Raw genomic sequence first — 18294 nt, 5'->3', positions numbered from 1 at the left:
ACAGACGGAGAACCCCATGAGCGTGATCCCACAGAAGATCGTTCCGAAGTCCGCCGACGCGCTGTCGGAGTCCGGAACGCCCCCCGACGACCCGATCGAGCTGTTCCGCATATGGCTGGCCGACGCGGCGGAGAACGGCGTACGCGAGCCAGGGGCGTTGGCTCTGGCCACGGCCGACGCACAGGGTCGTGCGTCGAACCGGATCATCCAACTGGGCCCCGTGACCTCCGACGGCTTCGTGTTCACCACGCACGACACCAGCCCCAAGGCCCGCGACATAGAGGCGACTGCCTGGGGCTCGGCCGTACTGTACTGGCGGGAGACCGACCAGCAGACCGTCCTCACCGGCCGCATTGTGCGGCTTCCTGACGCCGAGTCCGACGCATTGTGGAGGATACGGTCGATCGACGCGCAGGCGATGACGACCGTGTCGCGGCAGAGCGAACCGCTCGACGACGCGGCGGCCCTGCGTGCCGAGGTCGGCAGGCTGGCCGAAGCCGGGCTCCCGCTGCCACGGCCCGCGAGGTTCGTCGCGTACCACCTGGCGCCGGAATCCGTCGAGTTCTGGCACACCGGCAAGGACCGTCTGCACAAGCGGCTGCTCTACTCCCGGACCGCCGGAGGCTGGAGCGTCTCCCGCTTGCAGCCCTGAGTCCTGAGACGGCTCACCGGACGCCGATGGGCGCCGCCCCGCAGGAAAGGGGACGGCGCCCATCGGTGTCTCTTCCGAGGTCCGAATTCCGAATGTTCTCCAGGACGCCTGGCGAACGGATCGCCGGGTCAGTCGCGGATGACGGTCTTCGTACGCATGAGGAAGTCGGAGAGGTAGCCGTCGTGGGGCATGCCGATGTCGGTCCAGTGGGTGGGGTGTCCGCCGACGTAGAGATTGCCGATCGTCGGCTCGTTCACCAGGGTGTCGACGAGTCGCTCGTCATCGGTGACCACGGTGAGCACCAGTGTGTTCCTCAGCGGTTCCAGACCGGCCTCGGCCGTCCACGGCGCCACCCAGACGCAAGGGAACGGCAGTTCGAGGTCAGCCTGTGGGGCGGTAGGGTCGTCGAGCTGGTGGACGGTGGGCCGTACGACCGCGCTGCCGTCACCGAGCTCGTCGACGAAGCCGTCGCCGCCCAGCCAGGCGCGGGTTCCGGCGGCGTTGGACTGCACATACCGTTCGAGGGCACGGGCGGGCATCCGGGCCTGGACCGGGAGGACCGCCTTCTCGTCCTCGGGAGGCAGGCTGGGAAGGTCGGCGAGCCGTGTGGCGAGAGCCTCGGCCACCGGCGCCGGGTCGCCCTCGACCAGCACCGCGGTGGCGTTCACGCAGCCGGTGCCGCCGTGGTGGGCAACCGAGTCGACGATCATGTCCAGATGGTCGCGCCAGTCGGTGCCGGCGGTCAGCAGGACCTTGGAACGGCCCGGCTCCTGGGACAGTACGGTGCGCTTCTCGGCGTGCTTGCGGATCACGTCGTCGCCGCCGTAAGCCAGGTCGGCACCGCGCAACAGGGCTTCACCAGGCTCTTGTTCGGTCGGGAGCAGAACGACATGGTCGGTCCCGAACCCCGCGGCCCACAGTGCCGTGACGAGCCGGTGCGCGGTGAAGGGCTCCCGGCGGGTGGGTCGCACCGCCACCCTGAAGCCGAGAGCGAGTGCCTCCAGCCAGAGGCTGTGTGCCCCGGGGTGCACTCCGGAGACATGGACCGCGAGCACCTCGCCGCGTCGGCTCCATACGGCGCGGCCGGTGCGGGTGAGCGGGTCGCGCCAGTCGCCGGCCGATCCCCGGGGTCGGGCGTACTGCACGCTGTCGTACACGTGCGCGGCACGGTGCGCGGCGGTCCGGGTGGCCTCCCGGACCACCGAGATGGGCAGTCCGGAGACCCGGCTGACCCGGTATTCGTACGCGCTCACCGACAGGCCGCCCAGGGTGGCGGTGGAGAACAACTCGCCAGCGCGGGCGATCGCGGCGATCCTCTCGTCCACCGGCAGGGGGACGGCCCTGCGCAGGGCGGACATGGCACGGGTGACGAACAGGGTCGGTACCAGGCCCAGCCGAGCGGCCGGGTTACCGGCGACGTCCTTGATCTCCTGGTGTTGGCGGGAGGCGTAGGAGCCGTTGGGGCCCAGTGCGTCCAGTGTGACGACGTCGGGCTGGGGCTGGGGCCGGCTCCGTGACGGTGACCGCGTCATCAGTAGACCCCCTCGATGACGGCCTCGTCCTCGAAGTGCGTGACCGGGGCGATGTCGGCGACCGCGTCACCTGTCTGTCCCGGCAGCGGCGCGATCCGCGTGGCGAGGTCGCGTTCCAGGTTGTTGGGCAGGAACAGCGACTTGCTGACGTGGTTCATCACCACCTGGCCGCGCTCGCCGTAGGGAACGGTCTTCCTGGTCTCGGGGTTGACGACCGAGAAAGTGATGTAGGGCGAGAAGGTGTCGAAGACACAGGGGCCGTCGTCGCCGAGGTCCGGGCGCTGCCCGGCGATCCCCAGGATCATGGTGCTGCCGTAGTGACCGTAGAGCGTGGTGTCGGGAAACACCTCGGTGCGGTAGAGATGGCGCGAGTCCGCGTCCATCTGCGTCCCACCCCACCGGATCGCCCGTACCTTCTGGTTGACCAGGTCGACGAGTTCGTCACGGCGGGTCAGCCGCTCCAGGAGCGGGGGCGTGATGGCCATGACCCCGATGTCCTGCGTGCGCAGTACGAACGCGGCCTGGTCGACCACGTGTTCGGCGTAGGCGTCCGCCTGGTCGGTCTTCCCCTCGGCGATGAGCCGCTTCACCCACCGCGGGTCCAGGTCGACCGGGAAGCTCAGGGAACCGTGGGCGGCCGCGGAGCGGGAGAACAGCTCGCCGACGATGTGGGGCCCGGTGGGGGTGACTCCGAGCCAGTTCGCACCACGCGGAAAGCCGTGTGCGTCCAGATTGGCGACGCTCCAGGCGACCACGCGGTCCATCCAGTCGGCCAGGCACACGACCCGTTTCGGTGCGCCGGTGGTGCCGCCGCTCTCGTAGACGCCGACGATGTCGGGGGCGTCGTAGCCCCGGGGCAGGAGATCCTGGGCGGGGACGTCCCGCAGTTCGTTGACGATGTTGGGGAAGAGCCGGAGGTCCTGGTGGCTCGTGACGTCGGTCCGCGGGTCGAAGTCGAGCTTCTTGGCGCGTTCCAGCCAGTAGGGGGATCCGGTCTCCGGACTGAAATGCCACTCCATCGCGGCCTGGATGAACTCGTCCGGATCGGGCCGGACGTCGAAGGGCAGGTCCAGGACCGGATTGGCCTCTCGTGACACGGTGACTCCTTGTCAGCTGATGCGGATTTCCGCGGACGACTGCGGATTGAGGGCCGCCTGCTGTGCCCGCTCCTCGAGTGCGTCCGCGATTTCGCTCCATGAGGCGGCGTACTGCCGGGCGGCTTTGGAGAGCATGCCCAGGGTGTGTTCGGGAAGGTCCTTGAGCAGTTGTTCGCGGCGGTCGGCGAACAAGAGGTGAGGGTCCATGAGGCGCAGCAGCACCCGGCCGGCTTCCGTGAACCGCAGCGAGGGATCCTTGCGCAGGACACTCAGGGCGCGCCGGCCGTCGGCCGGCATCCGATGGACGGCCCCGGAGCGCTCGAAGCGTCGAGGGCCGTCCTGCTCGTTCCTCACCGGCGGAGCAGTGGCCTTCGCTCCCTGGTCCGCGGCCGGGAGGAAGCGCTGCCGCACCGGTATGGGGTCCTCGCCGCGGCTGAGTTTGTCTCGGACATCTCGGACGGTCTCCGGTGATATGCCGGCCACCCTGGAGACCTCCCGCAGCGAGCCGCCCGGATTGGCACTGAGGTACTCGGCCGCCAGCCGGCGCCCACGCTCGGTGTTCAGCGGCCGGGTGCGTCCGTCCCGGCCGACCCTGGCAAGTGGCTGGTGCGCTCCCTCCGCGGTGCGTTTACGGATCTCGCCCACCGTCTTGCCGGACAACCCCGTGAGCGAGGCGATCGCCCGGTCCGACAACTGAGCGTGGGACACGACGATCCGCGCGGCCGCTCTTCGGCGCTCGGCGAGGGTGAGCGGCAACCCGTGTTTGACGTTCAGCCGGACGGCGAGCACGAAGGCATCCTGTTCGGTGCCGTCGAAGTACCGCACCCGGATCCTCTGCTGGCCGCGGAGGATCGCGGACCGCACCCGGTGCATACCGTCGATGACCCGCATGCTCGGCCGGTGGACGATGATGGGAGGGAGCGTCCCCTCCGTCTCGGCGAGTGCTTGCACATGGCTGGTGATCTCGCCGCCGATACGCGGGGAGTACCCCGGGACGAGCAGGTCCACCGGCGCGGTCTCAGTCTCCTCCGCGGATGGTTCGACAGTGATTTCCGGGTTCTCGGGCAAGGACTTTGTGGTGCCGGTCCTACGGGTCACCGAAATCCCTCCTTGGCCTTTCCTGTGTGCTGGCGGTCTCAGGCTGCAATCATGAGATTCGAGGCTATATTTCGATGGGCGGAGGCTATATTTTTTCTATATCGTGCGGCTGCCTCGGCAGGGTTGCTGGTATGCATCGAACGTCGTTCGGGGCGGCCTGGACCAGCGCCAAGCGGCCGTCAGGGCTGGGGAATCCGCCGTCGATCGGCCGTCAGGCGCCGCGGGAGGCACGGCTTTCGGCGTGGTGGGGCCGCTGGTAGCTTCACCGATATGCATAGCTACGTAGTCGCGGATGCCTTTACGGACATGCCGCTCGAAGGAAATCCGGTCGCAGTCTTCTTCGACGCCCACGACATTCCTGACGTGCGTATGCAGAAAATAGCAAGGGAGATGAACCTCTCGGAGGTCACCTTTGTGCTCCCTGCCGAGAAGGGCGGCGACGCGCGTATCCGCATCTTCACACCGGTGAACGAACTGCCGTTCGCGGGACATCCGATGCTGGGCACCGCCGCCGTCCTGGGCGACACGTTCAAGGGCGACCGGTTGCTCCTTGAGACCGCCATGGGCGTGATTCCCTTCGACCTCGACCGCGAGAACGGCAAGGTCACCTCCGTCCGCATGCAGCAGCCGGTCCCCGTCTGGGAACCGTACGAGCACGCCGACGAACTCCTCGCGGGCCTCGGTCTGGCGTCGTCCACACTGCCGGTGGAGGCGTACCGGAACGGGCCGCGGCACGTCTTCGTAGGGTTGGAGAACGTGGCGGCGCTGTCCGCCGTGCGGCCCGACCTCCGCGTGCTCGCGCGCTTTCCCGACATGGCCGCCAACTGCTTCGCCCCGGCGGACGGGCACTGGCGGAGCAGGATGTTCTCACCCGCCTACGGGGTGGCCGAGGACGCGGCGACCGGATCGGCCGCGGGACCGCTGGCGATTCACCTCGCGCGGCACGGCCTGGGCCGGTTCGGCCAGCGGATCGAGATCCTCCAGGGCGTCGAGATGGGTCGGCCGTCGACGATGATCGCCAGGGCAGAGGGCACCGCGGACCGGATCACCTCGGTCGAGGTGGGCGGAGCCGCCGTCATCGTCGCCGAGGGAACCATCCGGGTATGACGCGCACGGTGAGCCGTTGTGACGGACAGGAATCCGAGCGGAACGGGCAGCGCTGAGTGATGCCGGAAGACACGGTGACCGAGTGGCCCATGGCCGGTCGCAACACCGAACTGGACAGGATCGAGGCGGCGGTGGCCCGCGGACACGGTGCCCTGCTGACCGGAGGCCCCGGGGTCGGCAAGAGCCGGCTGCTGCGTGCCTCGCTGCGCCGGGCGGCGGAGAAGGGGGCCGAGGTCAGGCTGGTCAGCGGGGCGGGGATGTGCGGGGCGGAGGTGTCCTCGCTGTTCACCGGGTGGGGGAGCGGCCCCGGCCGTGAACAGCCTGACGCCTCCCGGCATCTTCTCGACGAGACGTTCCCCAGCCGGAGGACGCCCTCCGCAGAAGGTCTCCAGGGGCAGTTCGTCCTCGGTCTCGACGACGCGCACTCCCTGGCTCCGGGGTTCGCGGCACGCCTGCGGACAGGTGTTGCCGAGGGACGGCTGACCCTGGTGGCCGCCGTGCGGACCGGCGTTCCGGCGCCTGACGGGATCAACAGGCTCTGGGTGGAGCGGCTGGTCGAGCGGATGGAGATCGCGGAACTCGACAGATCGGCGGCGGCCGACGTCGTCCACGCGAGGCTCGGCGGGCATGTCTCCGCAGCGGCGCAGGAGCGGCTGTGGCGGCTCACCCACGGGAACGCACTGCTGCTGACGGAACTGGCCGACTCCGCACTCGCCGACGGCAGCCTGCGCCGAGAGGACGGCACCTGGCTGTGGGACGGACTCAACGGCCGCCCAGGCGGGCGCCTCACGGACATGGTGCATCTGCGGCTGGGCCACCTCTCACCGGACGAGCGCCGGCTCGTGCAGATGATCGCCCTCGCCGAACCGCTCGAAGCGGAGCTGTCGGCCGTCGCCGAGCTGGCCCATGCCGTGGAGGCGCTCGACAGCCGGGGCCTCATCACCGCCGAACTCAGCGGCTTGCGACTGCGTCTACGGCTTGCCTACCCCCTATACCGGCCCGTCCTCGTCTCCAGCCTGCCCGAACTGACCGGTCTGCGGCTGCGGCGCAGGCTCGCCGACGCCTTGGAGGACACCGGCCTGCGTCGCGACGACGACGTCCTGCGCACGGTCGTCCTGCGGATCGACGCCGGGCAACTGCCGTGTGCCGAGCGGTTGCAGTCCGCCGCACGGACCGCGCTGCGTCAGCTGCGCTTCGCGCTCGCCGAACGGCTGTGCCTGCTCGCGCTTCCCGCACCCGACGCCGACGTTCCCGCACTCACACTGCTGCGTGGCAGGGCCCTGGAGGGCCAGGGACGTCAGGCCGAGGCCGAGACACTGTTCGCCTCGGTGTCCGCCGCAGACGCTCCCACCGCCCCCGCGGTGTGGGCCGAGGCCGTGCAGGCCCGCTCGGAGAACCTGGCCTGGGGGCTGCACCTCGTCCAGGACGCCGTCACCGTCCTGGACGAGGCGGTCGGCACCGCCCCGGAGGCGGACCGGGGGCTGCTGCAAGGCACCCGTACCGTCATGATGCTGTTGGGCGACCGACTGGATGAGGCCGCCGCCATGGGCGAGACGGTGCTTGCCGAGCCGCGGGATCCGGCCGTGGTCCAGCGGGTCCTGCCGCCCGCGGCCTTCGCCCAGAACGAACTGGGCGACGCGGTCGGCGCACTCTCTCTTCTCCAGCGCTGCCGCCCCGACCCGGAGACCTGGAGCGACGAGGCGCGCCTGGCCCACCAGTTGGTGGCGGCCTGCGCCGCACTGCAGACCGGTGCGGTGGCCGTGGCGGCCGCGGTCCTGGACGGCCTGCCCGCCCACGACGCGGACGACGACCGTACCGGCGACCTGTGGACCGCGTCGGTACGGGCACGGCTGTACCGCAGTTCGGGCCGGTACGCCGAGGGGATCGCCCTGCTGCGGCGGGTCAGCGCGATGCCGGACACCCGTGACTGGCTCACGACCAGGGCGTGGCGGCTGGCTCAGATGGCGGGGGCGCTCGCCGAGGTCGGCGAACACGCCGAGGCGATGCGCGTCCTGGTCGAGGTCCGTTCCGAGGAGAGCGGCACCGTGCGGTACCCGCTCGCCGCGGACGGGGTGGCCATGGAACGCGCGCTGGTCCTCGCGCACGTCGGAGACTTCGCCGGCGCGCTGCACGACGCACTGGAACTCGGCGAGCGCGCGGCCGCCGCCGGCCGCGCCTTCCAAGCGCTCGGCGCGCTGCATCTGGCGGCCCGGATAGGGGAGGCCCGCGCCGTCACCGAGCGGGCCTCCGACCTCGCTGAACACCTTGACTCCGGCCTTGCCGAACTCCAGGCCGAGCACGTGCGGGCGCTGGCCGACGCGGACGGCGACGCGCTCTCCGAACTCGCCGAACGGTTCGAGATCTCGGGGCTGCTGCCGCTGGCCGCCGAGGCGTCGGCGCAGGCGTCCCGGGCCCATCAGGTGGCCGGGAGGCACCGCAAGAGCCGGGCTGCTCGGACCGTCTGCCACGCGTTGCTGCAGCGGTTCGGCGGAACACTGCCGGTATGGGCCGCACTGGACGCGCAGGGCCCCGAGCAGTCGGCCGAGCTCACCGGCCGAGAGCGGGAGGTCGCTGCGCTGGCCGCGTCCGGGCTCTCCAACCAGGATGTCGCCGACCGCCTGGGAGTGTCGGTGCGCACCGTGGAGAACCATCTGCACCGCGCCTACGGCAAACTCGGCGTCACCACGCGGGCCGATCTCGCCCGGCGCCTGGACTCCAGACCGGCCACGGACGGGTTCGGGAACGGTCCGGTGCGTGGCCGCGGACGTGCGCCGCGCGTCCCGGACTCCGGCCACGCACCGCCGTACTCCGACAGGACGGGGCAACGGCTCGGCAGGGCCGGAGCGGGCGGCTCCTGAGAGACGCGGCCGACGACCGGCCCGTCACACTGCCGTCCCGGCCGTCGACGGCCCGCCCGCTCCCGGCCTCGGGTGCTCGGGCGGAGGCGCCGACAAGGCGTCGCCCTGTCGGCTGTCGCCTGTCGGCTCGGCGGTCGAGCCGGGCAGGTCGGCAGGGCACGTCGGGATCGGCGGATCGAAGGCGGCGCGGTCACGGGCCGGAACGTCGCTCTGCCGGCCCGGCCCGCGTGCGCCCCGCCCCCCTGCGGGCGTGTCCGGTATGGCCTCGGCCGCCGGGGTGGCCGAAGCGTCGGTCGGTCGCGTCGGACGGGGCCTCAGGTCACATGGTGTGAAGCAAGTCCGAGAGCATACGGCTGAGGATGGCAGAGCCGTCGCGGGACATCACCGACGCCGGATGGAACTGCACCGAGGCGAACCCCGGGCCGCGCATGCCGTGCACCTCGTTGTCCACCGGGTCCCTGCACACCTCGACCCGGCCCGGTCGGGTCGACGGGCCGGGGAAGGAGTCCTGCGGGCTGACGGCGGCGAAGGTGTTGTAGAAGTACACGGTCTCCCGCCGCCCGAAGAAGTCGATCTCCCGCTGCACCCCCTGGTTGGGTACGTCCTTGCGGACCAGTTCCAGTCCCAGGACCCCGCTCAGCGCCTGGTGCCCCAAGCAGATGGAGAGGAACGGCATGTCCGTGTCGAGCAGACGCCTCGTCACCGCACGCAGATGTGCGTTCTTGGGGTGGCTGGTATCGCGCGGATCGCCGGGTCCGGGTCCCACGACGACCAGGTCGTGGCCCCCGAAGCGGTACTGCTCGTCGAAGCGGCGCACGGTCACGTCGAGACCCAGTTCGGACATCATCGTCGCGCCCATCGCGGTGAAGGTGTCCTCCGCGTCGATGAGCAAGGCCTTTCGCCCGGACAGCCGAGACGACCCGCCGCCCCGGGCCGCGGGCGGCCGTCGCCAGAAGTCGGCCATCGGGGTGTTCCGGGCGGCCAGTGCGCCGGCCACCTCCGACAGGCCGCTCAGCCGGGGCACGTCGACGGGAGGCCGCGAGGTGCCGGTGGTCGTGCCGGAGTCCGCGTACAGGGCGGCGAGCAGGCCCGACGCCTTGGCCCGGGTCTCCTCCGCCTCGGCCAGGGGGTCGGAGTCGCGCACCAGGGTCGAGCCCACGCCGAGCCGCAGCCGTCCGGTGCGGTCGATGTCGGCGGTCCGGATGAGGATGGCCGAGTCCAGCCGCCGCAGACCCTCGGCGTCCCGGCCCAGCAGGGCCACCACGCCGGCGTAGTAACCCCGGCCCTCGTTCTCGTACTTCGCGATGACACGGCAGGCGCTCTCCAGCGGACTGCCCGTGACGGTCGGCGCGAACAGCGTGTCCCGGACGACCTCGCGGATGTCGCGGGTGACCTGTCCCTCGATGAAGTACTCGGTGTGCGCGAGGTGCGCCATCTCACGCAGCCGCGGTCCGACCACACGGGCGCCACCGTCGCACACCCGGCACATCATCTTGAGTTCCTCGTCCACGACCATGTAGAGCTCGTTGGCCTCCTTGCGGTCGTCCAGGAATTCCAGCACGCCTTCGAGCGTGGGGCCGGACGGCGGATAGCGGTAGGTGCCACTGATGGGATTCATCACCGCCGTGCCACCGTCCAGCGTGAGATGCCGCTCCGGGCTCGCGCCGATGAAGGTGCGGTCCTCCACCCGAATCAGGAACGTCCAGTGGGCGCCCGAGGTATGCCGCAGCAGTCGGCCGAACAGGGTGAGCGCGGTCTGCGCCGACCAGTTCGCGACCTGCGCGGTGAAGGCGCGTTTGATGACGAAGTTGGCACCGGTGCCGGTGCCGATCTCGTCGGTGAGAATCCGCCGTACGGTGGCGGCGTACTCCTCGTCGTCGATGTCGAAGCCGCCGTCGCGAACCTCGATGGGCAGGTCCGGGAGCCGGGCCAGCACCTCGTCGGTCTGCGCGGTGGCCTGCCCGGTGACTTTCATGACGAGCAGCGGTTCACCGTCGTCGTTGTGCTCGTAGCCGCGCTCCGCGATCTGCCGGAACGGCAGCAGGGCCAGCAGTTCATGCCGGTCGCGAGCGCCTTCCGGGGGCAGCGGGATGTCCGCCGTCGACTCGACCTCCGACACGTCTCCGACAAGCAGATCGATCAGGCCCACGCCCGATGCCTTCGGCCGGTGCAGCAGGGCGAACGAGGGCGGCGGCGTCCCGCCCGTCAGTCTGTCGAGCAGAGCGTCGGCCGTGTCGTGAGCGGTCACAGCGCTGTTCCCGTGACGACCCTGCCCAGGGCGTTCGCCACGGTGTCCGTCGGCACCACCATGGAGCAGCGGGCGGCCGCGTAGTCGATGGCCATCCGGTGGTCCTGCGCGGAGAAGTCGGCGACGGCGTCACCGACCAGGAACGTCTGGATGTCGTGCGCGAACGCCTCGCAGGCGGTCTGCAGAATGCCCACGTGGGCGTAGACGCCGCACAGCACCAACTGGTCCCGGCCTCGCTCGCGCATCAGGTCGAGCAGCGGCGTCCGGAAGAACGCGCTCGGCCGCCACTTGTCGAGGACGACATCGTCCGGGCCGGGCGCCAGCTGGTCGGGCACGCCCCGCTGCTCGGGGTCGGCGCTCATCCCCGGGCCCCAGAAGTCCTTGAGCAGACCGCGCTGTTCGGCGGTCATGTCGCCGGGCTGCGCGGTGTACGTCACGGGGACGCCGGCTGCCACGGCGGCTTCCCGGAGCCGGGCGACATGAGCGACCAGGTCGGTCACCGGAGGCCGGCCGGCCGGGAAGGGGCGGAGGAAGAAATGCTGCATGTCGTGCACGAGGAGCACGACGCGCCGCGGGTCGATCGTCCAGTTCGCCGTGTTCTCCGGCAGGTCGACAGCCCTGGGCATGGGATAGGCCGCTATCTCGGGGATGGACGGAGCTGCCATGTCGACTCTCCTTTTCACGAGGTGATCAGTTGGAGCGCGGACGGAGGGAGTCGAGGTGACGCACCCAGCTGTCGATCGTGGGGTCGGCGGTCAGGACCTCGAACTCCACGGGCAGGCCCTCGCGGCGCCAGCGGCTGCTCAGTCGCATGACGTCCAGGGAACCGAGCCCGAGGAACACGAGGTTGGCGTCCCCCGGAATGTCGTGCGGGGCGGTTCCGATCAGCGCCGCTACGGCGTTGCGTACCTGATCGGAGGTGGAGACCGGCTCGTCGGCCATGGTGGTGCCCTTCTGTCTGTCGCTGTCGTGGTGCCGCGTCAGCTGGCGGGACGGTCCGGGTCCGTCCCCGCGGCGTGGGTGGCGGCCAGGAAGGCCGAGGCGGCGGGGGTGGCCGCGCCGCGGCTCCGGGCCGCCAGGATCTTCTTGTCGATCTTGCCGAGGCCGGTGACCGGCAGCTCGTCCACGACCTCCACACGGTCCGGCAACTTGTAGGCGGCCAGCCCGCGTTCGGTCAGCGCGGCCTTGATCTCCGGCAGCGACGGAGGCGTGCCGACGGGGACGATGTAGGCGCAGATGCGCTCGCCGAGGTAGTCGTCCGGCACGGGGACGACCGCCGCCCGTGCGATCGCGGGGTGGGTCTCCAGGTGCCCCTCGACCTCGCCGGCGGACACCTTCTCGCCGCCCCGGTTGATGAGGTCCTTGATCCGGCCCTCGATGACCAGCCGCCCTTCGGGCGTCAGCCGTGCCAGGTCGCCGCTGCGGTAGAAGCCGTCCTCGGTGAAGGCCCGGGCGTTGTGCTCCGGGGACCGGTAGTAGCCGCGTGGAGTGTAGGGACCCCGGGTCAGCAGTTCGCCGATCGTTCCGGCCGGGACCTCCTGGCCCTTGTCGTCGACGATCTTCATCTCGTCGGCGGGGGAGATGGGCAGGCCCTGGGTGGTGAGCAGGACCTCCTCGGAGTCGCCCTCCCGGGTGAAGCAGATCAGTCCCTCGGCCATGCCGAAGACCTGCTGTATTCCGCACCCGAGTTCGGGCCGGATACGTTCTGCGAGGTCCCGGTGGAGCTTGGAGCCGCCGATCTGGAGGGCACGTACGGACGACAGGTCGGGTTTCATCCACTCCGCGGCGTCCAGCCAGAGCTGGACGACACTCGGGCCGACCGAGGTGACGGTGACCTTCTCCCGTTCGGCGACCGGGAAGCAGAGCTCCGGCGTGGCGTCCGACGCGAGCACCGCCGTACCGCCGGACAGCAGGGTGCCGATCACGCCGGGGCAGCCGAAGGTGAAGTTGAACTCGACCGGCAGCACCGCGAGGTACACGTCGTTCTCGGTGAGCCCGATCGCCTCGACCGCCGCGCGCATCATGTACACGTAGTCGTCGTGGGTGCGGGGGATCAGCTTGGGCAGGGCGGTGGTCCCGCCGGACAGCAGGAAGAACGCCACGTCGGCAGGGTCCGGGACGGGGAAGGACGCACTGCCGGACGGATCGGCGGCGGCCCCTGCCGCCTCCACCGCGGAGAGGGCGACGATGCCGTCGTCCGCCGCCGCTTCGTCGAGGGTGAACAGGTACCGCAGTGTGTCGGTCTCGTCGCGCATCCGGCGGCCGAGGGCGGGGTGGTCGAAGCCGCGGTGCACGCCGGGCAGGACGTAGCCGACCGCACCGGAGATGTCGACGAGGTGCCGGATCTCGCTGGCCCGGTGCGACGGGAGCGCGAAGACGGGCTTGGCCCCGAGCCGGAACAGGGCGAAACAGACCACCACGAACTCCACCACGTTGGGCAGCTGGACCACCACCCGGTCGTCCGCGGCGATTCCCAGCTCCCGGAACCCGACCGCTGCCCGGCGGGACCGCCTGGCCAGCTCGTCGTAGGAGACCCGGTGATCCCCCTGGACCAGCGCGGTTCGGGAGCCGTGCCGCGCGGCCGAGGACTCCAGGACGTCGAGCATGGTCTCGCCGCTCCAGTAGCCCTGCGCGCGGTACCGCTCGGCATACTCATCCGGCCAGGGCGTGCATCCGTCGAGCATCGGTCGTCTCCTTCGGTCGTTCGTGGGCGTGGGCATCTCGTGAGAACAGGTCGGCGCGGGGAGCGGGGGAGCGCCCCGGCCCGGCGCGCCCCGGACCGCGGAGGCGGTCACGCGTCGTCCGGTCCCTGGGTGATCTCCACGACCGCGCAGCCGACCTCCATGCCGGGGGTGGTGCCGATCATCAGCACCCGGTCGCCCGGGTTCACCTGGCGGGTGAGCCACAGGTGTTCGAGTCCGATGACGACGTCGGACATGCTGGCGTGACCGATCCGCCGGCTGTGCTCCCAGGTCCCGCGGTCGGCGTCGATACCGAGCGGCTCCAGATACAGGGCGTGGAGGGAGTCGTGGTGGAAGCCGACGTGCGTGACCCGCGCGACCTGGTCCATCGTCAGGCCGACCTCGGCCAGGGTGCGCTGCGCGACGTCGGCGAGCAGATCGATGAAGTTGCCCCCGGGCGGCGGGGCGCCCTCGGCCCACTTGCGCTGCCAGAACTTGACCCGGGTCTCGAAGTCGAGGAGCTTGTGCGACGCCTCGCGCGGCGGCATCAGCGAACCCTCGGTGCGGTGCCGCCACTCCAGCTTCGGGTCGGAGACCGAGCCGACCGCGAGCACCTTGGCGAACCCACCGCGCCGCGACACCACGATGGCCGAGCCGCTGTCCGCCATGAAGAACAGTCCGGAGGCGCGCCAGCGGTCCACCAACGGGGTGTTGAAGTTGTCCGCTCCCGTCACCAGGGCGGCGTCCTTGTCGGGGGACGCGATGAGCCGGTGGGCGGCCATCTCGATCCCGGTCATCAGGCCGTTGCAGCCCTGCTGGATCACGGCGGCGCTGATCGGCCGGTCCAGCGTGTTCAGCAGGATGTAGTGCGAGGGCGACCAGCCGTCGTGCGGGCCCTGCAGGAACGTGGTGCTGTGCAGCAGAGAGGCGAAGTCGTCGGGGTGGTGCCCCGACCGCCGTATCGCGATCTCGGCGGCCCGGATCGCCATGTCGGGTGCGCCGAGGCTGTCCTCGACCGCCACCGATTCCATGCCGGAGGCCCGGTGTTCCTCCTCGGTGTAGAGACCGGCCTTCACCGCCTGCTCGACGGGCATCAGTTCGGGGATGTAGGTGCCCACCCCGGCGAGGTAGATGTTCTCAAGTTTCATCGCGGTACTTGCCTCTCCCTGCGCATGTCGTCTTCCGCGGACGAGCCGGGCTCAGCAGAGCACGGCGACCACGGTGGCTTCCTGAGTAGGCGCTACTCAGCGTCCTGGCGCCGACGTCGCCGCCAACGCCTCCAGCACGATGTCGGCGACGTCCTCGGGGGTACGGCCGCCGGTGTCGACCACCACGCGGGCCACCTCGGTGTACAGGGGCCGGCGCGACGCGCGCGTCGCGCGCCAAACCGCCCGGACCGCCTCAGGACCGACCCCCAGCAGAGGCCGTACGGGGCCGGTTCCGACGCGCTGGAGGGCGTCGTGCGGCTCCATGTCCAGGAACACCACCGGCTTCCCGGCCAGCAGGGCACGGATCCGGGCGTCGAGTACCGCCCCGCCGCCCAGGGCCAGGACACCGGTGTGCTCCGCCAGGGCGGTACGGACCGCTGTCCGCTCCAGTTCCCGGAAACGGGCCTCGCCCTCCTCGGCGAAGATGTCGGCGATCGACCTGTCCTGCGCGGCCACGATGTCGGCGTCGGTGTCCCTGAACGGCAGCCCGAGCCGTCCCGCGACCACCTGGCCGACCGTGGTCTTGCCGACCCCCATGGGGCCGACCAGAACCACCGCCGGTCCCGGCGCGCGCCCCGTCACCGGACGGCCAGGTGGTCGAGGAACCCGATGACGTTGCGGCGGGTCTCCGGCACGGAGTCGCCACCGAACTTCTCGGCGACGGCGTCCGCGAGGACCAGGGCGACCATCGCCTCGGCGACGATTCCGGCGGCCGGGACCGCGCACACGTCGGAGCGCTGGTGATGCGCGCGGGCGGTGTCACCGGTGGTCACGTCGACGGTGGCCAGGGAGCGGGGCACGGTGGCGATCGGCTTCATCGCCGCCCGCACCCTGAGTGGTTCGCCGGTACTCAGCCCGCCCTCGGTACCGCCGCTCCGGCCGGAGGCCCGGCGGAGTCCGCCCGGCGAGGGGACGATCTCGTCGTGCGCCCGGGAGCCGGGCACCCGGGCCAGTTCGGCCCCGTCGCCGACCTCGACCGCCTTGATGGCCTGGATGCCCATCAGGGCCGCCGCCAGGCGGGCGTCGATACGCCGGTCCCAGTGCACGTGGCTGCCGAGCCCCACCGGCACTCCGTAGGCCAGCACCTCCACCACACCGCCGAGGGTGTCGCCGTCGGCATGGGCCCTGTCGATCTCGGCGACCATCCGCTCGCTCGTGTCCGGGTCCAGACACCGCACCGGGTCCGCGTCCAGCCGCTCGGTGTCCTCCGGCGTGGGCAGCAGCCCGTACGGGGTGCCGACCGCCGCCAGCTCGACGACGTGCGAAACGATCTCGACGCCGGTGGTCTCGCGGAGGTAGGACCGGGCCACCGTGCCCAGCGCGACCCTGGCCGCGGTCTCCCGGGCACTGGCCCGCTCCAGTACCGGCCGTGCCTCGGGGAAGCCGTACTTCTGCATGCCCGCCAGGTCGGCGTGGCCCGGGCGGGGGCGGGTGAGCGGTGCGTTGCGGGCCAGGCCGGCCAGGAGCTCCGGGGCCACCGGATCGGCCGCCATGACCTGCTGCCACTTGGGCCACTCGGTGTTCGCGACCATGACGGCCACGGGGGAGCCCAGGGTCAGCCCGTGCCGTACGCCGCCGAGGAAGGTGACCTCGTCACGTTCGAAGGCCATCCGGGCGCCGCGGCCATGGCCCAGCCTGCGCCGCGCCAGCGCCTCGCTCACCATCCTCTTCGTCACCGGGACACCGGAGGGCAGTCCCTCCAGGGTCGCCACGAGCGCGGGGCCGTGCGACTCACCGGCCGTCAGCCAACGCAAACTGCTCAACGACGCTCTCCTCACGAGTTCTGACAGGGATGCGGGCGCGGGATCAGAGCGGCGGACCGCTCGTCACGGACAGCGGCTGTGCCGGGCGGCGGTCGCGTGTCCCGAGGAACTCGGAGACGAGGAAGGCGAGGTCGAGGGACTGACTCCGGTTCAGCCGGGGGTCGCACACCGACTCGTAGCGCGAGGCCAGGTCCTCGAAGAGGATCTGGTGCCCGCCGCCCACGCACTCGGTGACATCGTTGCCGGTGAACTCCACGTGGATGCCACCGGGATGGGTGCCCAGGGAGTGGTGGACGTCGAAGAAGCCCCGGATCTCGTCGAGCACGTCGTCGAAGCGCCGGGTCTTGTGCCCGGACGGAGCCTCCAGCGTGTTCCCGTGCATGGGGTCGCACACCCAGGCGACCTTCGCCCCCGAGGCGGTGACCTTCTCCACCAGCGGGGGCAGCGCGTCCTGCACCGTGTTCGCGCCCATGCGGACGATGAGGGTGAGCCGGCCCGGCTCGCGCTTCGGGTCCAGCCGGTCGATCAGCTGCAGCACGGTGTCGGCGTCGGCCTTCGGGCCGAGCTTCACGGCGATCGGGTTGTTGATCCGCGAGAAGTACTCGACGTGGGCACCGGAGAGATCCCGGGTCCGCTCGCCGATCCACAGCATGTGCCCCGAGGTCGCGTAGGGCAGCCCGGTGGAGGTGTCGACGCGGGTGAGCGCGGCCTCGTAGTCCAGGAGCAGCCCCTCGTGGGAGACGAAGAACTCCTCGGTGTCCGCCCCGCCGCCGGTGGCGTGCATGAAGCGCAGCGCCCGGTCGATCTCGTCGGCGATGGACTCGTAGCGGTGTCCTGAGGGCGATCCGGAGACGAAGTCCCGGGTCAGGCCGTGGATCTGGCGCAGGTTCGCGTCCCCGCCCGAGGCGAAGGCGCGGACCAGGTTCAGCGTGGTCACCGATGCCTGGTACATCGTGAGCAGCCGGGTCGGGTCCGGGACGCGGGAGGCCGCGGTGAAGTCGAAGCCGTTCACCGCGTCGCCCCTGTAGACCGGCAGCACGACCCCGTCCCGGGTCTCGGTCGGCTTCGAGCGCGGTTTGGCGTACTGCCCGGCGAGCCGCCCGACCTTCACGACGGGAACCGAGCTCGCGTAGGACAGCACCACCGCCATCTGCAGAAGGGTGCTGAGCTTGTCCCGCGTGGTGTCCGCCCGGACCTCGTCGAAGGTCTCCGCGCAGTCACCGCCCTGCAGCAGGAACGCCTCGCCGAGGGCCACGGCGGCCAGCCGGTCCTTGAGACGGTCGCACTCGCCGGCGAAGACCAGGGGGGGAAGGGTCTCCAGCTTCCTCGTGACGGCGTCGAGGGCGAACCGGTCGGGCCACTCCGGCTGCTGGGCGGCCGGGTACGTACGCAAGGAGTCCCGGGATGAGGCGTTCCCCGAGGCCATGGGACTGCCCTTCAGGAATGAGCGCATGTCATGCCTTCACTTCCTTGTGTCAGTCTTGTGTCAGGAATAATCAGAGATCTCTTTCTCCTGCCGGCGGCCCATTTTTCCCGTGATCCATAAGTCGACCGGCATGTGTTTTCGCGGGGGTTTCCGCGGTCCGCCGGATTCACGGATGTCGGGAGGTCCGGTACCGGACAGGGACGGCTTCACCGGTGTCCGGACCGTCGCGTCCACCACCGATGCGCACGACGTCGTCGGGGCCGAACGAGAACACCACGAGTCCTGCGGGCCGGGCCATGAGTGGCATCTACTCAGTTCACAGCCGCGGTGACCGGCCCGGCGGTCGGGTCGGACCGGGCTCCGGGACGGCGGACCGGGTGAGGAGCCCGGCGCCGCCAACCGGCGAGATTCTCCAGTTGGACGGCCACGCCGCGGCCCGGTACGGCGCGGCTGTCCAATGAGCTCCGTTGACATGTGCAGGGGCGGTCAATTAGAAATCCCTGGAAGGCCGCGAAAAGCTATGGGAGGAAAAGTGGACTCTCAGCCGGAGCCGCAGGATTCCTTAACCGACCTTTCCGGGAGAGAAATTGCCCGGCCATCGGCCACGGACACGGAGCGGGCGAT

General features: G+C 70.7%; 14 protein-coding genes. 3 read left to right on the top strand and 11 right to left on the bottom strand.

What is annotated here, in order from left to right:
- Window positions 1-16: 16 nt before the first annotated feature.
- The gene (phzG, locus tag ACZ9QC_RS07995) at window positions 17-652 is read left to right on the top strand and encodes a phenazine biosynthesis FMN-dependent oxidase PhzG (RefSeq protein WP_472919502.1); all 636 of its coding nucleotides are present in this window, start codon (window positions 17-19) and stop codon (window positions 650-652) included.
- Window positions 653-780: 128 nt separating this feature from the next.
- Here phzG and ACZ9QC_RS07990 read toward each other — a convergent pair whose 3' ends face one another.
- From ACZ9QC_RS07990 to ACZ9QC_RS07980, 3 genes are read right to left on the bottom strand one after another with little or no spacing between them, the layout of a single operon-like run.
- A complete protein-coding gene (locus tag ACZ9QC_RS07990; RefSeq protein ID WP_472919501.1) occupies window positions 781-2184 on the bottom strand; it encodes an aldehyde dehydrogenase family protein in 1404 nt (467 codons plus the stop codon).
- Window positions 2184-3281 (bottom strand): phenylacetate--CoA ligase family protein, encoded by a 1098-nt coding sequence (locus ACZ9QC_RS07985; protein WP_472919500.1) that lies wholly within the window; start codon window positions 3279-3281, stop codon window positions 2184-2186. Before ACZ9QC_RS07985 ends, ACZ9QC_RS07990 begins: the two co-directional genes overlap by 1 nt.
- 12 nt (window positions 3282-3293) lie before the next feature.
- Entirely contained in the window at window positions 3294-4379 is a 1086-nt protein-coding gene (locus ACZ9QC_RS07980) for a ParB/RepB/Spo0J family partition protein (protein ID WP_472919499.1), read from the bottom strand.
- Between the two features lie 270 nt (window positions 4380-4649).
- On the opposite strand from ACZ9QC_RS07980, the gene ACZ9QC_RS07975 reads away from it, so the two are divergent.
- On the top strand, window positions 4650-5486 hold the full coding sequence (locus ACZ9QC_RS07975) for a PhzF family phenazine biosynthesis protein (RefSeq protein WP_472919498.1): 837 nt from the start codon (window positions 4650-4652) through the stop codon (window positions 5484-5486).
- Between the two features lie 59 nt (window positions 5487-5545).
- Window positions 5546-8344, top strand: a complete 2799-nt coding sequence (locus tag ACZ9QC_RS07970) for a helix-turn-helix transcriptional regulator (RefSeq protein ID WP_472919497.1) — start codon at window positions 5546-5548, stop codon at window positions 8342-8344.
- Window positions 8345-8663: 319 nt separating this feature from the next.
- Here ACZ9QC_RS07970 and ACZ9QC_RS07965 read toward each other — a convergent pair whose 3' ends face one another.
- From ACZ9QC_RS07965 to ACZ9QC_RS07930, 8 genes are all read right to left on the bottom strand, one after another.
- Window positions 8664-10592, bottom strand: a complete 1929-nt coding sequence (locus tag ACZ9QC_RS07965) for an anthranilate synthase family protein (protein ID WP_472919496.1) — start codon at window positions 10590-10592, stop codon at window positions 8664-8666.
- Window positions 10589-11257 (bottom strand): isochorismatase family protein, encoded by a 669-nt coding sequence (locus ACZ9QC_RS07960; protein ID WP_472919495.1) that lies wholly within the window; start codon window positions 11255-11257, stop codon window positions 10589-10591. Before ACZ9QC_RS07960 ends, ACZ9QC_RS07965 begins: the two co-directional genes overlap by 4 nt.
- Window positions 11258-11282: 25 nt before the next feature.
- Complete coding sequence (locus ACZ9QC_RS07955; protein WP_472919494.1) at window positions 11283-11534, bottom strand: phosphopantetheine-binding protein; 252 nt, start codon at window positions 11532-11534, stop codon at window positions 11283-11285.
- Between the two features lie 38 nt (window positions 11535-11572).
- On the bottom strand, window positions 11573-13276 hold the full coding sequence (locus tag ACZ9QC_RS07950; protein ID WP_472919493.1) for a (2,3-dihydroxybenzoyl)adenylate synthase: 1704 nt from the start codon (window positions 13274-13276) through the stop codon (window positions 11573-11575).
- A gap of 107 nt (window positions 13277-13383) precedes the next feature.
- A complete protein-coding gene (locus tag ACZ9QC_RS07945; RefSeq protein WP_472919492.1) occupies window positions 13384-14421 on the bottom strand; it encodes a ketoacyl-ACP synthase III family protein in 1038 nt (345 codons plus the stop codon).
- Window positions 14422-14517: 96 nt separating this feature from the next.
- Entirely contained in the window at window positions 14518-15018 is a 501-nt protein-coding gene (locus tag ACZ9QC_RS07940) for a shikimate kinase (protein ID WP_472919491.1), read from the bottom strand.
- 41 nt (window positions 15019-15059) lie between these two features.
- Window positions 15060-16244: a chorismate synthase gene (aroC, locus tag ACZ9QC_RS07935; RefSeq protein ID WP_472919490.1), complete on the bottom strand. Its 1185-nt coding sequence runs from the start codon at window positions 16242-16244 to the stop codon at window positions 15060-15062.
- Between the two features lie 43 nt (window positions 16245-16287).
- Window positions 16288-17670, bottom strand: a complete 1383-nt coding sequence (locus ACZ9QC_RS07930) for a class II 3-deoxy-7-phosphoheptulonate synthase (protein ID WP_472921628.1) — start codon at window positions 17668-17670, stop codon at window positions 16288-16290.
- Window positions 17671-18294: the final 624 nt, after the last annotated feature.

The sequence above is a fragment of the Streptomyces sp. HUAS MS02 genome, assembly GCF_055702265.1.
Note: the sequence above shows the minus strand (reverse complement) of the source record. Positions and strands in the feature narration are given on the sequence as shown.

Coding starts and splice junctions, on each gene's coding strand:
- phzG (WP_472919502.1), top strand. CDS start 17: ATGAGCGTGATCCCACAGAAGATCGTTCCGAAGTCCGCCGACGCGCTG.
- ACZ9QC_RS07990 (WP_472919501.1), bottom strand. CDS start 2,184: ATGACGCGGTCACCGTCACGGAGCCGGCCCCAGCCCCAGCCCGACGTC.
- ACZ9QC_RS07975 (WP_472919498.1), top strand. CDS start 4,650: ATGCATAGCTACGTAGTCGCGGATGCCTTTACGGACATGCCGCTCGAA.
- ACZ9QC_RS07970 (WP_472919497.1), top strand. CDS start 5,546: ATGCCGGAAGACACGGTGACCGAGTGGCCCATGGCCGGTCGCAACACC.
- ACZ9QC_RS07960 (WP_472919495.1), bottom strand. CDS start 11,257: ATGGCAGCTCCGTCCATCCCCGAGATAGCGGCCTATCCCATGCCCAGG.
- ACZ9QC_RS07955 (WP_472919494.1), bottom strand. CDS start 11,534: ATGGCCGACGAGCCGGTCTCCACCTCCGATCAGGTACGCAACGCCGTA.
- ACZ9QC_RS07950 (WP_472919493.1), bottom strand. CDS start 13,276: ATGCTCGACGGATGCACGCCCTGGCCGGATGAGTATGCCGAGCGGTAC.
- ACZ9QC_RS07945 (WP_472919492.1), bottom strand. CDS start 14,421: ATGAAACTTGAGAACATCTACCTCGCCGGGGTGGGCACCTACATCCCC.
- ACZ9QC_RS07940 (WP_472919491.1), bottom strand. CDS start 15,018: ATGGGGGTCGGCAAGACCACGGTCGGCCAGGTGGTCGCGGGACGGCTC.
- ACZ9QC_RS07930 (WP_472921628.1), bottom strand. CDS start 17,670: ATGGCCTCGGGGAACGCCTCATCCCGGGACTCCTTGCGTACGTACCCG.